Annotated in this window: 11 protein-coding genes; 4 read left to right on the forward strand and 7 right to left on the reverse strand. The window is 62.6% G+C overall.

All coding sequences use genetic code 11. The annotated features are described in order from the left end of the window. Positions 1 to 28: 28 nt before the first annotated feature. The 4 genes from LMTR21_RS39800 to holA all read left to right on the forward strand — a co-directional run bounded on the left by LMTR21_RS39800 (position 29) and on the right by holA (position 6,052). A complete protein-coding gene (locus tag LMTR21_RS39800) occupies positions 29 to 1,720 on the forward strand; it encodes a diguanylate cyclase domain-containing protein (RefSeq protein ID WP_065755593.1) in 1,692 nt (563 codons plus the stop codon). 134 nt (positions 1,721 to 1,854) lie between these two features. After that, a complete protein-coding gene (gene leuS, locus LMTR21_RS39805; RefSeq protein WP_065755594.1) occupies positions 1,855 to 4,479 on the forward strand; it encodes a leucine--tRNA ligase in 2,625 nt (874 codons plus the stop codon). Further along, positions 4,466 to 5,017 (forward strand): LPS assembly lipoprotein LptE, encoded by a 552-nt coding sequence (gene lptE / locus LMTR21_RS39810; protein WP_065755595.1) that lies wholly within the window; start codon positions 4,466 to 4,468, stop codon positions 5,015 to 5,017. The genes leuS and lptE overlap by 14 nt, the downstream gene beginning before the upstream one ends. A gap of 6 nt (positions 5,018 to 5,023) precedes the next feature. Then, entirely contained in the window at positions 5,024 to 6,052 is a 1,029-nt protein-coding gene (holA, locus tag LMTR21_RS39815) for a DNA polymerase III subunit delta (protein WP_065755596.1), read from the forward strand. Between the two features lie 143 nt (positions 6,053 to 6,195). Here the strand turns inward: holA and LMTR21_RS39820 are convergent, their stop codons facing one another. The 7 genes from LMTR21_RS39820 to hemJ form a co-directional block, all read right to left on the reverse strand. Continuing rightward, positions 6,196 to 7,077, reverse strand: coding sequence for a ParB/RepB/Spo0J family partition protein (locus LMTR21_RS39820; RefSeq protein WP_065755597.1), 882 nt, complete (start codon positions 7,075 to 7,077; stop codon positions 6,196 to 6,198). A 180-nt stretch (positions 7,078 to 7,257) separates the two neighbouring features. Next, positions 7,258 to 8,106, reverse strand: a complete 849-nt coding sequence (locus tag LMTR21_RS39825) for a ParA family protein (RefSeq protein WP_065755598.1) — start codon at positions 8,104 to 8,106, stop codon at positions 7,258 to 7,260. Continuing rightward, positions 8,103 to 8,801, reverse strand: coding sequence for a 16S rRNA (guanine(527)-N(7))-methyltransferase RsmG (rsmG, locus tag LMTR21_RS39830; protein ID WP_065755599.1), 699 nt, complete (start codon positions 8,799 to 8,801; stop codon positions 8,103 to 8,105). Before rsmG ends, LMTR21_RS39825 begins: the two co-directional genes overlap by 4 nt. A gap of 129 nt (positions 8,802 to 8,930) precedes the next feature. Next, on the reverse strand, positions 8,931 to 10,814 hold the full coding sequence (mnmG, locus tag LMTR21_RS39835; protein ID WP_065755600.1) for a tRNA uridine-5-carboxymethylaminomethyl(34) synthesis enzyme MnmG: 1,884 nt from the start codon (positions 10,812 to 10,814) through the stop codon (positions 8,931 to 8,933). A 127-nt stretch (positions 10,815 to 10,941) separates the two neighbouring features. Beyond that, a complete protein-coding gene (gene mnmE, locus LMTR21_RS39840) occupies positions 10,942 to 12,273 on the reverse strand; it encodes a tRNA uridine-5-carboxymethylaminomethyl(34) synthesis GTPase MnmE (RefSeq protein ID WP_065755601.1) in 1,332 nt (443 codons plus the stop codon). A gap of 286 nt (positions 12,274 to 12,559) precedes the next feature. Beyond that, a complete protein-coding gene (gene rho / locus LMTR21_RS39845) occupies positions 12,560 to 13,825 on the reverse strand; it encodes a transcription termination factor Rho (RefSeq protein ID WP_057834504.1) in 1,266 nt (421 codons plus the stop codon). 257 nt (positions 13,826 to 14,082) lie between these two features. Next, on the reverse strand, positions 14,083 to 14,529 hold the full coding sequence (gene hemJ, locus LMTR21_RS39850; protein WP_065755602.1) for a protoporphyrinogen oxidase HemJ: 447 nt from the start codon (positions 14,527 to 14,529) through the stop codon (positions 14,083 to 14,085). Between the last annotated feature and the right edge of the window lie 451 nt (positions 14,530 to 14,980).

Raw genomic sequence — 14,980 nt, forward strand, 5'->3', positions numbered from 1 at the left:
CGCTCTACCCTGTGGTGCGGGGGGCAGGATGTCTGGCGTTACTTTCAACCGCAAGCGGGTCAAGCTCAAGAAGCTGCTCGGAATCCGGGCGCGGCTTGCGATGCTGGCCGTGCTGCTGGTGGCGCCCTTGATGCTGGAGCGCGTCCGCTCGCTCGAAGACACCCGCGCCAGGCAGATCGCGACGGCTTCGGAAGAATACGCCAATATCACCCATCACAGCGCCGAGACCCAGCGCGAGGTGATCTCCTCCGTCGAAACCATGCTGAAATCGGCGGCCTATATCCGCGCCTCCAGCGGCATCGGGCGCAGCTGCGAAATATTGCGCGCCAGCCTGCCCGCCAACCTGCCCTGGATCCGCAGCATCATGCTGGTGAGCAAGGAAGGCACGGTGCAGTGCTCGACCCTGAATATTCAGGTCGGCCTCAACATCGCTGATCGCGACTATTTCAGGAAGGCGCAGGAGACGCGCGATTTCGTCTTCAGCGATTATCTGTTCGGCAAGACCAACAATCGGCCGATCATGATGGCGGCCTATCCGGTTTCCGCGATCAATCCGGAGGAAGATTCGGTTGCGGTCGCCGGCATCAATATAGACTGGCTGTCGAAGATCATGGCCAACCTCGGCGGAAAGCCGGGCATCTCGGCGCTGCTGATCGATAGTACCGGCGTCGTGCTGGCGGCACCGCCGGATCAGGCCAGCGCGATCGGCCAACCACTCGACAACGTGCCGCTGTTGTCAGCCATCACTTACAAGGCGCTCAGCTCCAACTCCGATACGGGGTCGCTTTCCTTCACCACGATGGACGGCTCCAAGCGCGCCATCAGTTTCGCGCGCATTCCCGGAACGCAGGCGCGCCTGACCGTCAGCGTCGACGAGGCCAAAGTGACGGCGGAGATCAATCGCGAGATCCGCACCGCCTATCTGCAACTCGGATTCGTCTGCCTGTTCGTACTGCTCGGCGCGCTGATCGGCGCCGAGAAACTCATCATCAATCCGATCGAAGTCATGACCGGCATGGCCAAGCGATTCGGCGAAGGCGACTCGACGGCCCGCGTCTCGCGCAGCCGCCTGCCGTCGGAATTCATGCCGCTGGCCCGCGCCTTCAACGCGATGGCGGCCCAGCTCAGCCAGCGCGAGCGCGAACTCGTCGCCACCAACGACCGGCTCACCGTGATGGCCTCGATGGACATGCTGTCGGGCCTTGCCAACCGCCGCGGCTTCCAGAGCCGGCTCGATTTCGAATGGATGAAGGCGCAGCAGTACCATAGCGAGCTGTCGCTCCTGATGATCGATGTCGATCACTTCAAGCTCTACAACGACACCTATGGCCACCCGGAAGGCGACGCCTGCCTGACCCGGATCGGCGAAACGCTGGCGGGCATCGCTGCCGACACCATGGGCTTTGCCGGCCGCTATGGCGGCGAGGAATTCTGCCTGTTGTTGCCGAACACCAGCCCGCAGAAGGCGCTCGAGGTCGGCGAAACCGTGCGCGCAACCGTTCAGGGCCTCGCCCTGCCCCACATCACCTCCAACCATATGATCGTCACCGTCAGCGTCGGCGTCGCCGCCACGCTGCCGAGCGACACCCAAACCCCCGGCGACCTGATCGAAGCCGCGGATGCCGCCCTCTACGCCGCCAAGCACCGCGGGCGAAATACCGTGGTCGAGCACGGATTCGCCAAGCTGGTCGACGAGGCCGGGATGGCGATGGCAGGGTGAGCGGACACGCCAGGCCCGCTGGTCAAATGACCGTTCTGCCCCCTCCCCAACCCGTTGACCCCACAGCCGCTTTTGTGGCCTAGTCCGCCGTCCTCTGGACGGGACCCGAATCCACAAAAAGCGCTAGCGATTCCATGACCTCCGAACGTTACAACGCCCGTGATTCCGAGCCTCGCTGGCAGCGCCAGTGGGACGAAAAGGCGATCTTCGCCTCCAAAAACGACGATTCGCGGCCGAAATACTACGTGCTCGAGATGTTCCCCTACCCGTCCGGGCGCATCCATATCGGGCATGTTCGGAACTATACGCTCGGCGACGTGCTGGCCCGCTTCATGCGCGCCAAGGGCTTTAACGTGCTGCATCCGATGGGCTGGGACGCGTTCGGCCTGCCGGCGGAGAATGCCGCGATCGAGCGCAAGGTCGCGCCGAAGGCGTGGACCTACGACAACATCGCCGCGATGAAGAAGCAGTTGCGGTCGATCGGGTTGTCGCTCGACTGGTCACGCGAGTTCGCGACCTGCGACCCCTCCTACTACAAGCATCAGCAGAAGATGTTCCTGGACATGCTGCGCGCCGGCCTCGCCGAACGCGAGAAGCGCAAGCTGAACTGGGATCCGGTCGACATGACCGTGCTCGCCAACGAGCAGGTGATCGACGGCCGCGGCTGGCGCTCGGGCGCTGTTGTCGAGCAGCGCGAGATGAGCCAGTGGGTCTTCAAGATCACAAAATACTCGCAGGAACTGCTGGACGCACTCGACGGGCTGGACCGCTGGCCCGACAAGGTGCGGCTGATGCAGCGCAACTGGATCGGCCGCTCCGAAGGCCTGCTGATCCGCTTCGCGCTCGACCCTGCCACAACGCCGGCGGGCGAAACCGAGCTGAAGATTTTCACGACGCGGCCGGACACGCTGTTCGGCGCAAAATTCATGGCGATCTCGGCCGATCATCCGCTGGCGATTGCCGCGGCGGCGAAGAATCCAAAGCTTGCCGAGTTCATCGCCGACATCAAGAAGATCGGCACGGCGCAGGAAATCATCGACACCGCCGAGAAGCAGGGCTTTGACACCGGCATCAAGGCCGTGCACCCGTTCGACCCGAACTGGAAGCTGCCGGTCTATGTCGCGAATTTCGTGCTGATGGAATACGGCACCGGCGCCATCTTCGGCTGCCCGGCGCATGACCAGCGCGACCTCGACTTCGTCAACAAATACAATCTCGGCAATATTCCGGTGGTCTGCCCGGAAGGTCAGGACCCGAAGACGTTCGTCATCACGGACACCGCCTATGACGGCGACGGCCGCATGATCAATTCCCGCTTCCTCGATGGCATGACCATCGACGCGGCCAAGGAAGAGATCGCAAAGCGGCTGGAATCGGAGATGCGCGGCAACGCGCCCGTCGGCGAGCGGCAGGTGAATTTCCGCCTGCGCGACTGGGGCATTTCGCGCCAGCGCTATTGGGGCTGCCCGATCCCGGTCATCCATTGCCCGACATGCGATGTGGTGCCGGTGCCGGACGACCAGTTGCCGGTGACGCTGCCGGAGGACGCGACCTTCGACAAGCCGGGCAACGCGCTCGACCATCATCCGACCTGGAAGCACGTCACCTGTCCGAAATGCGGCGGCAAGGCTACCCGCGAAACCGACACCATGGACACCTTCGTGGATTCGTCCTGGTATTTTGCGCGCTTCACCGATCCCTGGAACGAGAAGGCGCCAACCACGCCTGCGGTCGCCGACCGGATGATGCCGGTCGACCAGTATATCGGCGGCGTCGAGCACGCGATCCTGCACCTGCTCTACAGCCGCTTCTTCACCCGCGCGATGAAGGCCACCGGCCATATCAACATGGATGAGCCGTTCGCCGGCATGTTCACCCAAGGCATGGTGGTGCACGAGACCTATCAGAAGGCCGACGGCACCTTTGTCACGCCGGCCGAGGTGAAGGTCGAAATCGTCGGCGGCGAACGGCGCGCCACCATGATCTATGGCGACGAGCCGGTGACGATCGGTCCGATCGAGAAGATGTCGAAGTCGAAGAAGAACACCGTCGACCCCGACGACATCATCGCGACCTATGGCGCCGACGTCGCGCGCTGGTTCATGCTGTCGGACTCGCCGCCGGACCGTGACGTGATCTGGAGCGACGAGCGCGTGCAGGGCGCCTCGCGCTTCGTGCAGCGGCTGTGGCGGCTGGTGAACGAATCGGCCGAAATCGCCAAATCGGCCTCTGTCGGCCGGCCGGCTGCGTTCGGCCCCGAAGCGCTGGCGCTGCGCAAGGCGGCCCATGGCGCGCTGGACAAGGTGTCGTCGGGCATTGAGCGGCTGCACTTCAACGTCTGCCTGGCCCATATCCGGGAATTCGCCAATGCACTGGCCGAGGTCCTGGGCAAGGGCGGCAAGCCGGCGGCCGACACCGCCTGGGCAGTCCGCGAAGCCGCGACCATCCTGGTTCAGCTCATTGCGCCTATGATGCCCCATCTGGCTGAGGAGTGCTGGGTAGTTCTGGGCCAGCAGGGGCTGATTTCGGAGGCCAACTGGCCCCAAATCGAACGCGATTTGCTGGTTGAAGACACCGTGACGCTGGTGGTCCAGGTCAACGGCAAGAAGCGGGGTGATGTTACCGTGCCACGGGTCGCCCAAAATCCGGAAATTGAGGCTGCCGTTTTGGCGCTCGATGCGGTAAAACTCGCTCTCGGCGGCAAGGCCGTCCGCAAGATAATCGTAGTTCCCATGAGGATCGTGAATGTCGTTGGCTAAGACCCGGATCGCCGTTCGGCTCATCGCCGTCGCCGCTCTGGCGGCGCTCACGGCCGGCTGCTTCCAGCCGATGTATGCCGAACGTACCGACGGCAAGCCCGGCTTGCGCGAAAAGCTGATGGGCGTGGAAGTTCCACCGGTGGATAAGCCGAACGCGTCGCGTGAAGCCCGAATCCAGGTGGAGATCCGCAACGCGCTGGCGTTCAAGCTCTACGGCAACGCCACCGGCATGCCGCCGACCCACCGGCTGGTGCTGCGCTTCAACAGCACCCGCAACTCGCTGATGATCGACCCGAACACCGCGTTGCCGACAAGCGAAAACTACGGCATCGACGCGCAGTACAATTTGATTGATCTTGCCACCAACAAGTCGGTCATGACCGGGACGACTTTCTCCCGAGTGTCCTATGATATTCCGGGCAATCTGCAGCGCTTTGCTCGCGCCCGCGCTTTCCGCGACGCCGAGGATCGCGCCGCCAACGAAATCGCGGAAAACATCCAGACCCGGCTGGCGTCCTACTTCTACGCTGGCACCTGACCGCCATTGGTCGCGCTCCGCGGAAAAGACATCGACGCTTTTCTCGCCCGGCCTGATGCCGGCCGTCCCATCATCCTGCTTTACGGTCCCGACGCCGGTCTGGTGCGCGAGCGCGCCGACGCGCTGATCGCGTCGGCGGTCGACGATCCCAACGATCCCTTTTCGCTGGTGCGGCTCGATGGCGACGAACTGGCGGCCGAGCCGTCGCGGCTGGTCGATGAAGCCATGACGATCCCGATGTTCGGCGGCCGACGGGCGATCCGTGTGCGCGCCGGCTCCCGCAATTTTGCCAGCGGCATCGACACGCTGGCTGATTCGGCGGTGAAGGATTGCCGCATCGTGATCGAGGCCGGCGAGCTGCGGCCGGAATCGCCGCTGCGCAAGGCCTGCGAGCGCGCCAAGACCGCGGTCGCCATCGCCTGCTATCCCGACACCGAGCGCGACCTCGCGAGGTTGATCGACGAGGAATTGCGGGCTTCCAGTTTACGCATCGCTTCGGACGCGCGCGCGGTGCTGATGTCGCTACTCGGCGGCGACCGCCAGGCCTCGCGCAACGAACTGCGCAAGCTCGCGCTCTATTCCCACGGCAAGGGCGAGATCGCGCTCGACGATGTCATGACCGTCGTCTCCGACGCCTCCGAGCTGAAACTCGACCCGATCGTGGATGGCGCCTTTGCCGGCAAGCCGGATCTGGTCGAGAGCGAATTTGCCAAGGCCATGGTCGCCGGCACCTATCCCGGCGTGATCATTTCCGCCGCGCAGCGCCAGGCGGCCTGGCTGCACAAATCGGCGCTCGCGGTCGCGGAGGGCACGCCGGTCTCGACGCTGCTGGAAAGCGGCTATCCGCGCCTGCACTTTTCGCGCAAGGGCGCCGTCGAAATTGCGCTGCGCAATTTCAGCGCGCCGCGGTTGGCCGCCATCATCGATCAGCTCGGGACGGCCGCCCTCGACATGCGCAAGCAGGCCTCGCTGGCGTCAGCCATTGGGCTGCGAACGCTGCTGTCGATTGCGGCGAACGCGAAGCGGCGGGGCTAAGCGAACTTCAGCAACCGCCATTGCGAGTGGCACCGGCCTATGGCCGACCCGGCTTGATGTAACGGGAATCTATTTCCTGGCGTGCGGAGCCGCCGGATGCAAAATCGCGAAAACAACCCCATGCAAAGTAAGATGGGCCCCGCTTAGCCCTTCTCCAATCGTCGCATCACCTCGTCGAGCTGTTCGAGGTTGCGGTAGCTGATCTGGACGGAGCCGCCGGGATCGCGGTGGTTGACGGTCACGGTGAGGCCGAGCGCATCGCTGACACGCTTCTCCAGCGCGATCGTGTCGGGATCCTTTGTCTTGCCGCCGCCGCGCCTCGCCTTCTGCGGCTTGCGTTCCGGCACGCCCTCTTCATGCGCCAGCGCCTCGGTCTGCCGGACGTTGAGTCCTTCGGCGACGATGCGCTTTGCCGCGGCCAGCGGATCGGGCACGCCGATCAGCGCACGGGCGTGGCCGGCGGATAATTCGCCGCTTGAGATAAGGGCCTGCACCTCCGTCGGCAATTTCGTCAGCCGCATCATGTTGGCGACGTGGCTGCGGCTCTTGCCGACTTCCTTGGCGATGTCTTCCTGGCTGCGTTTGAATTCGTCGGCCAGTGCGTGATAGCCCTGCGCCTCTTCCATCGCATTGAGGTCTTCGCGCTGGACGTTCTCGATGATCATGATCTCGAGTGCGTCAGAGTCGCTGACTTCGATCGGGACGATCGGCACCTCGTGCAGGCTCGCGAGTTGCGCGGCGCGCCAGCGGCGCTCGCCGGCGATGATCTCGTAGCGGTCCTGCGCGCCCTTCACGGGACGGACCACGATCGGCTGGATCACGCCGTGTTGCTTGACCGAGCTGGCCAGCTCGCCAAGTTCGGTATCGGAAAAGGTCCGGCGTGGGTTGCGCGGATTGGGCTTGAGAAACTCGATCGGCACCTTGCGCTGATTACGCGGCCGTTCGGCGTGCGCGGCCTCGCCGCCGACATCCCCGATCAGACTTGCGAGGCCACGGCCCAGTCGCGAACCTGTTTTGTCGGCCATTGCCGCCAACTCCCTAGGATTCACTTAAGCTACTCCGGAACTGAATTCGGTTGATCTTGCTGTCATTCCGGGGCGCGTCGTCAGACGCGAACCCGGAATCTCGACGTCAGAGTTGCTTCATCACTTCGAGATTCCGGATCAATCCGCTCACGCGGATTGTCCGGAATGACGTCGTACCTGCTAATGCCTCAGCTCGCGCTCGCGCTGGATCACTTCCGTTGCCAGCTTCAGATACGCTTCGCTGCCGACGCATTTGAGATCGTAGACCAGCACCGGCTTGCCGTAGGACGGCGCCTCGGAGATGCGCACGTTGCGGGGGATCATGGTGTCATAGACCTTGCCGCCCATGAACTGCCTGACGTCGGCGACCACCTGGTTCGACAGATTGTTGCGCGAGTCGAACATAGTCAGCACGATGCCGTGGATCGACAGGTTCGGATTGAGCGTCGAGCGCACCTGCTCCACCGTCTGCAGCAATTGCGACAGACCTTCGAGCGCGAAGAACTCACACTGCAGCGGCACCAGGATCGCATCCGACGCCGCCATCGCGTTGACCGTGAGAAGATTCAGCGACGGCGGGCAATCGATCAGCACATAGGTGTAGTCGGTGTCCGGCGCCACGTTCTTGTTCAGCGACGCAATCGCATCACGCAAGCGGAAGGCGCGGCCCGGCGTGGTACCGAGTTCGAGCTCAAGGCCCGACAGATCCATGGTCGAGGAGGCGATGTGCAATCGCGGCACCGCGGTGGCAACGACCGCGTCGCGCAGCGGCGCTTCGCCGATCAGCACGTCATAGGTCGAGCAGCTGCGGTTGCGGCGATCGATGCCGAGACCGGTGGAGGCGTTGCCCTGCGGATCGAGGTCGACGATCAGGACGCGCTCGCCGATTGCCGCGAGCGCAGTGCCCAGATTGATCGCCGTGGTCGTTTTGCCCACGCCGCCCTTCTGATTCGCGAGCGACAGGATGCGTGGATGGGGCGGTGGAGTCTGATCCCTATCTTCTTGATATAACTGGTCTAATTCGCTCATGCCCGATCGCCATGTGTGATCGCGGAGGGGTTGCGCCGCTCGATCCGATCGAGTTCGACGATCCAGCCGTGCCCGCCCGTGCGGCTGGAATGGAGTCGCGGTTGAATATTCCAATATTTAGTGGCTTCGGTCAATTCAGCCTCTACATCTTGGCCCTTGAGAAACAACGCTTTCGCACCGCTGCTCACGAACGGCTCCGCGAAGCCGACAAGCTGATGTAATGGAGCCAGCGCCCGCGCAGTGACGCAATCAACGCGGCTTCCAATTCTATCCACAATATCCCCGATTCCCGCCAAATGCACGATGGCAGACGCGGAAGTTACGCGAACGGCCTCGCGCAGGAAGGCCGCTTTTTTGGCGTTTCGCTCGACCAGATGGACGTTGGCACCCGGTGTTTCCGCCAGCGCGCAGGCCAGCACCACGCCCGGGAAACCGCCGCCGCTGCCGAGATCGACCCAGGTCTTAGCCGACGGAGCCAGACTCAAAAGCTGGAGTGAATCGGAGATGTGCCGCGTCCACAGATTCGGAAGCGTCGATGGCGCCACCAGATTCGTTTTGATCTGCCACTCCAGAAGCAAGGCGACGTAGCGATCAAGCCGCGCCTCCGTCTCGGGTGAAACGGGGGTAAGGGCTAGGCCATTGGCCTTGTCGGAGGGCAGGGGCGTGGAGAGGGTGTGAATGGCGGCTTTCGCCATGGCGGTCCCGTTGGACGACTCAATCGTAGGCTGATCGGTGGAGCGAAGCGATACCCATCAATTGCTCGCGTGCAGAAGATGGCCATCGCTCCACCCATCCCACATCGACGTTTCACGTGAAACAGATTCTTAAGCTGTCGCCTTCGCGTTCTTCCGTCGCGCCTCGCGCCGCAGATAGGCCGCCAGAATTCCAAGCGCCGCCGGCGTCAAACCGTCAAGTCTACCCGCCTGCCCCACGGTCCGTGGCTGCGCCGCCTGAAGCTTTGACCGCGCCTCGTTCGAAAGCCCTGATACATCGGCATAGTCGATACCGGCCAGGACCAAACCTTCGTCGCGCCGGAAGGCATCGACGTCGGCGGTCTGGCGCTTGAGATAGACATCGTATTTGGCGTCGATCTCGAGATGCACGGCGATCGAGGGATCGATGGCGGAGAGCTCCGGCCAGATGCTGCACAGGGTCGTCCACTCGACTTCGGGATAGGCGAGCAGCTCAAATGCCGATCGGCGATGACCGTCGCGGTTGAGCGCAAGGCCATGCTTGGCCGCTTCGTTGGGCGTGATGGCCAGCGACCTGGCCAACGTCTTGGCAGCTTCCAACGCAGCCATCTTCTCGCGATGGCGTTCAGAACGCGCCTGCCCCACGCAGCCCAGAGCGATACCCTTATCCGTCAGACGCTGGTCGGCATTGTCTGCCCGAAGTGTCAGCCGGTACTCGGCCCGCGAGGTGAACATCCGGTACGGCTCAGTGATCCCGCGGGTCACGAGGTCGTCGATCATTACCCCGAGATAGCCGTCGGCGCGATCAAACACGATCGGATCAGCGCCTCCCGCCATCAAAGCAGCGTTCAGACCGGCAACGATCCCCTGGGCCGCAGCCTCTTCGTATCCCGTCGTGCCATTGATCTGCCCGGCCAGAAAGAGACCCGGCAGCCGTTTTGTTTGCAGTGTCGACTCCAACTCCCGCGGATCGACATGGTCGTATTCGATGGCATAGCCTGGCCGCACCATCTTGACCCGCTCAAGTCCGGGAATGGTCGCGAGGATGGCGAGCTGGACCTTTTCCGGCAGTGAGGTCGAGATGCCGTTAGGATAAACGGTGGAGTCGTCGAGCCCTTCCGGCTCCAGGAAGATCTGGTGCCCGTCGCGATCGCCAAAGCGGACGATCTTGTCCTCGATCGAGGGACAATAGCGCGGACCGCTGCTCTTGATCTGGCCGGAATACATCGGGGAGCGATGGACGTTGGCCCGGATCACCTCATGGGTCGCCGGGGTCGTCCGCGTGATCCCGCATTGGATCTGCGGCGTCGTGATCCGGTCCGTCATGACCGAGAACGGCTCCGGCGGTTCGTCTCCGGGCTGCATCTCCACGGCGGACCAGTCGATGGTCGTGCCATCGAGCCGCGGCGGCGTCCCGGTCTTCAACCGCCCCAGCGTAAACCCGGCACGCTCAAAGGAGGCCGAAAGCCCCGTCGCCGGCGCCTCGCCGACACGGCCGGCGGGCCAGTTCTTTTCGCCGAGATGGATGAGACCCCGCAGGAACGTGCCGGTCGTGATGACCACCGCGCCGGCCGCAAGCTCGCGCCCATCCCCCAGTCGAACGCCCCTCACCCGACCGTTCGAAACGATCAGCTCATCCGCCTCGCCTTCGATCACGCTGAGATTGGCCGTCTCCAGGATCGCAGTCTGCATGGCCGCGGCATAGAGCTTGCGGTCCGCCTGGGCACGCGGTCCCCGAACTGCCGGACCCTTTCGACGGTTCAGCATTCGAAACTGGATGCCGCCGGCATCGGCCATCCGACCCATCAGACCGTCCAGGGCGTCGACCTCGCGAACCAGATGACCCTTGCCCAGACCCCCGATGGCGGGATTGCAAGACATCGCCCCGACGGTCGCAAAACGATGGGTCACCAAGGCCGTCTTCGCACCCATCCGCGCAGCCGCGCTCGCGGCCTCGCAGCCGGCATGGCCGCCACCGATAACGATAACGTCGAAGGACTCTGCTTGGGAGATCATGTCGGGACTTCTATCGCGGAGTTGCCAGACCCGAAAGAAGAAGTTTGAGGAAAGTGTTTCACGTGAAACACCGCCCGGATGGCCCGTCCTGTTTCGTGAAACATGGCTAGCGAAAGGTAAGCAAACGTCACTTACCTACGCAGAACTCACGGAAGATCACGTCGAGAATGTCCTCGACATCCACCCGCCCGAGCAACCTTCCCAGCGACTGTCCCGCCGCCCGAAGTTCCTCCGCCGCCAGCTCCTCACCCTCCCCGACCACCGCGACACAGCGCTGCAGCGCAGCCACTGTCTCCTCGAGCAGTTTCCGTTGCCGGGTCCGGCTAATCAGTCCACCCTCGGTGCCGCCAAAGTAGCGTTGGGCGAAACCGACCAACGCCACGATCAGCTCCGGCACGCCGTCGCCACGGCTCGCCGAAATCTGGAAGCTCCCCTCCCCCTGCTCCTCGGCCAATGGCCGACCCGCCTCTCCGAGATCGATCTTGTTTCGCACCTTCCAGATTGGTGCGCCCTCGTTGTGTTCGATCGCTGCCTGCGGCGAGTCGGAAAGCCACAGCACGAGGTCCGCGTCCGCCGCGCGGGCACGGGCGCGGCGGACGCCCTCCTGCTCCACCGGGTCGTCGGTCTCGCGAATGCCCGCGGTGTCGATCACCGTCACCGGATAGCCGTCGAGATCCAGCTGCACCTCAATGATGTCGCGCGTGGTGCCGGCATGCGGCGACACGATCGCGACCTCGCGACGCGCGAGTTGATTCATCAGCGTCGACTTGCCGACATTCGGCGGGCCGGCGATCGCGACGACGAGGCCATCGCGAAGCCGCTCACTCCGGCCCTGCCCCGCCAGGACTACCTCGATCTCCGCCAGCAACGCTTTGACCTTCGCCAGCGCCGGCGCGATCAACTCCGCCGGCACGTCGCCCTCGTCAGAGAAATCGATCCCGGCCTCGATCAAGGCAGACGCCTCGATGATCCGCGCGCGCCAGTCGCGCGCCCTGTCGCCAAGCAATCCCTTCAATTGACGCAACGCCTGGTGCCGCTGCCGATCCGTGTCGGCGTGGATGAGATCGTCGAGGCCTTCGGCTTCGGTGAGATCGAGCTTGCCGTTCTCGAAAGCGCGGCGCGTAAATTCGCCGGGCTCGGCGGTGCGAACATCGTCGAAGGCCGACAGCGTCGCGAACAAAGCTGATAGCACCGCGCGTCCGCCGTGGACGTGAAACTCGGCGATGTCTTCGCCGGTCGCACTGGCCGGACCGGGAAACCACAACACCACGGCATCGTCGATCGGCCGCTGGCCGACATCCCGAAGCAGGGCGCGGGTCGCCATTCGCGGTGGCGGCAATTTGCCGGCCAGGGTCGTCACGACCTTTCCGGCCTGCGGACCCGAGACGCGCACTAAAGCGATCGCGCTCGGTGGCCGGCCCGACGACAACGCAAAGATGGTCTGATCCCGCGGATGCATGGCCTATTTGTGCGGGAGGTTTTGAAAAGGCAACGCGATTCAATGCGAGGCCGGAACGTGCAGGCCGTATCGCCGGCCAGTCGTGAAAAGACGCGGTAGAAAACGCTGCAAAATCCGGAGAGACGCCCCTACCCCGACCGCCAAGGCCAATAAGTTATAAAAATTCAATGCCTTATATAGTTAACCAATCGCTAAGACCGATTTCCCGCGCTGCAGCGACGATCGCAGCATGAAAAAAGGGCGCCCTGCGGTGCAAGGCGCCCTCCCCTAAGCCCGGTTTGTCAGCTCAGGTATTCATGGAGTCGAAGAACTCCGAGTTGTTCTTGGTGTTGCGGAGCTTGTCGAGCAGGAAGTCGATCGCGTCCATGGTGCCCATCGGATTGAGGATCCGGCGCAGCACGTACATCTTCTTCAGGAGCTGCGGATCGGTGATCAGCTCTTCCTTGCGCGTGCCGGAGCGCGAGATGTCGATCGCCGGGAAGGTCCGCTTGTCCGAGACCTTGCGGTCGAGGATCAGTTCGGAGTTACCGGTGCCCTTGAATTCTTCGAAGATGACTTCGTCCATTCGGCTGCCGGTATCGACCAGCGCGGTCGCGATGATCGTCAGCGAACCGCCCTCCTCGATGTTTCGCGCGGCGCCGAAGAATCGTTTCGGCCGCTGCAGCGCATTGGCGTCGACACCGCCGGTCAGCACCTTGCCGGATGACGGCACCACGGTGTTGTAGGCGCGGCCGAGGCGCGTGATCGAGTCGAGCAAAATCACGACGTCGCGGCCGTGTTCGACCAGGCGCTTGGCTTTCTCGATCACCATCTCGGCGACCTGGACGTGACGCACGGCGGGTTCGTCGAAGGTCGACGACACCACCTCGCCCTTCACGGAGCGCTGCATGTCCGTGACTTCTTCCGGACGCTCGTCGATCAGGAGCACGATCAGATAGCACTCGGGATGATTGGCAGTGATGGAGTGCGCAATGTTCTGCATCAGCACGGTCTTGCCGGTGCGCGGCGGCGCCACGATCAGCGCGCGCTGGCCTTTGCCGATCGGCGCGACGATGTCGATCACCCTTGCAGAAAGGTCTTTTCGCGTGGGGTCTTCCAGTTCGAGACGGAAGCGCTGGTCGGGAAACAGCGGCGTCAGATTGTCGAAATTGACCTTGTGCTTGGACTTTTCCGGATCTTCGAAATTGAGCGTGTTGACCTTGAGCAGCGCAAAATAGCGTTCGCCTTCCTTCGGGCTGCGAATGTGGCCTTCGATAGTGTCGCCGGTGCGAAGACCGAAGCGGCGGATCTGCGACGGCGAGACGTAGATGTCGTCGGGGCCGGGCAGGTAGTTGGCATCGGGCGAGCGTAGAAAGCCGAAGCCGTCGGAGAGAACCTCGACGACGCCTTCGCCGATGATGTCGATTTCCTGAATCGCGAGCTGCTTGAGAATGGCGAACATCAGCTCCTGCTTGCGCATGGTGCTGGCATTTTCGACCCCGCTCTCTTCGGCGAACGTGACGAGCTCGGCCGGCGTTTTCGATTTGAGGTCTTGGAGTTTCATTTCCCGCATTGGGGTGGTCCTGTGGAGTATCTTTTGAGAAGGGGTGCGAGGTGGCTTCAGGAAAAAGCGGACACGAAAAAAGGAAGGTCCGCAGGTCTAAGCAAGGAAAGCGCCGGTGAGGCTTCAAACCTGATGCGGCGGCCGGTCCAATGAAGGAGCCGGAACGCAGCCACATCCGCCTGCGTGGGGTGGGATTTCGATAATATAGAAAATCGGCCGCTGCTTCGCAAGCAGGTGTGAAACGGCCGAACCTTCGAAATAGCGTCCTAGAACGGCTTCACGACGACCAGGATGACTATAAAGATCATCAGGACGGTCGGCACCTCATTGATAATACGATAGAATTTCTGACTTCTGGTGTTCCGGTCGGCGGCGAAATCCTTGACCCAGCGGGCAAAAAACCCGTGGACGCCGGACAGGATGAGCACCAGCGTCAGCTTGGCGTGAAACCAGCCGTACCTGTACCAATCCCCGCTCCAGACCAGGTAAAGGCCGGCCAGCCAGGTGACGATCATCGCAGGATTGATGATTGCCTTCAGCAATCTCCTTTCCATCACCTTGAAGGTCTCGGACTGCTTCGATCCGATCTCGGCCTCGCAATGATAGACGAACAGCCGCGGCAGATAGAGCATGCCGGCCATCCACGAGATGACGGCAATTATGTGCAGTGCCTTGATCCAGGGATACGCCGTAAGGATGGTGAACTCGTACATTGCAGTCGCCCCGACCTTGCTCGCCCTGGAACGTTCGGATCATCCCGGCGTTGCGAAGAAGCTCTGCCAGCCGGGACGCAAGACATATCCGCAAAGCTCCGCTTCTCTAAACCAATAATTTTAGAATCTTAGGTTTGAGTCTAAGTGACGGTGATTTGGACTCACACAAAACCGTCCCGCATTTTTGCGCGGCTTGTTCACATCCAACACCAATTTTGACCGAGCACCGGATCATCCGGATAACGCCACTGGCATCAATCGCTTGCGATGTTTTGTGGCCAGCTTATGAAGAGACAAATCCACATCTTCTCACTATCATTGCCGCGAGGCGGCGGACTTGTCCTCGCGTGAGGCCCTGTGAAGAAACCAAGGGTTATCCCTGAGGCGATCGCGCAGGGTCCCACATCTCGGTTAAGCTCCACAGGATTCACAGGAATACACAGGGGTTCTG

The organism is Bradyrhizobium paxllaeri, assembly GCF_001693515.2.
GTDB lineage: Bacteria > Pseudomonadota > Alphaproteobacteria > Rhizobiales > Xanthobacteraceae > Bradyrhizobium > Bradyrhizobium paxllaeri.

Excerpts from the sequence above, each read along its gene's own strand:
- hemJ (WP_065755602.1), bottom strand. The coding sequence starts at position 14,529 with ATGTACGAGTTCACCATCCTTACGGCGTATCCCTGGATCAAGGCACTG.
- mnmG (WP_065755600.1), bottom strand. The coding sequence starts at position 10,814 with ATGATCTCCCAAGCAGAGTCCTTCGACGTTATCGTTATCGGTGGCGGC.
- LMTR21_RS39825 (WP_065755598.1), bottom strand. The coding sequence starts at position 8,106 with ATGAGCGAATTAGACCAGTTATATCAAGAAGATAGGGATCAGACTCCA.
- rho (WP_057834504.1), bottom strand. The coding sequence starts at position 13,825 with ATGCGGGAAATGAAACTCCAAGACCTCAAATCGAAAACGCCGGCCGAG.
- LMTR21_RS39800 (WP_065755593.1), top strand. The coding sequence starts at position 29 with ATGTCTGGCGTTACTTTCAACCGCAAGCGGGTCAAGCTCAAGAAGCTG.
- mnmE (WP_065755601.1), bottom strand. The coding sequence starts at position 12,273 with ATGCATCCGCGGGATCAGACCATCTTTGCGTTGTCGTCGGGCCGGCCA.
- lptE (WP_065755595.1), top strand. The coding sequence starts at position 4,466 with ATGTCGTTGGCTAAGACCCGGATCGCCGTTCGGCTCATCGCCGTCGCC.
- LMTR21_RS39820 (WP_065755597.1), bottom strand. The coding sequence starts at position 7,077 with ATGGCCGACAAAACAGGTTCGCGACTGGGCCGTGGCCTCGCAAGTCTG.
- rsmG (WP_065755599.1), bottom strand. The coding sequence starts at position 8,801 with ATGGCGAAAGCCGCCATTCACACCCTCTCCACGCCCCTGCCCTCCGAC.
- leuS (WP_065755594.1), top strand. The coding sequence starts at position 1,855 with ATGACCTCCGAACGTTACAACGCCCGTGATTCCGAGCCTCGCTGGCAG.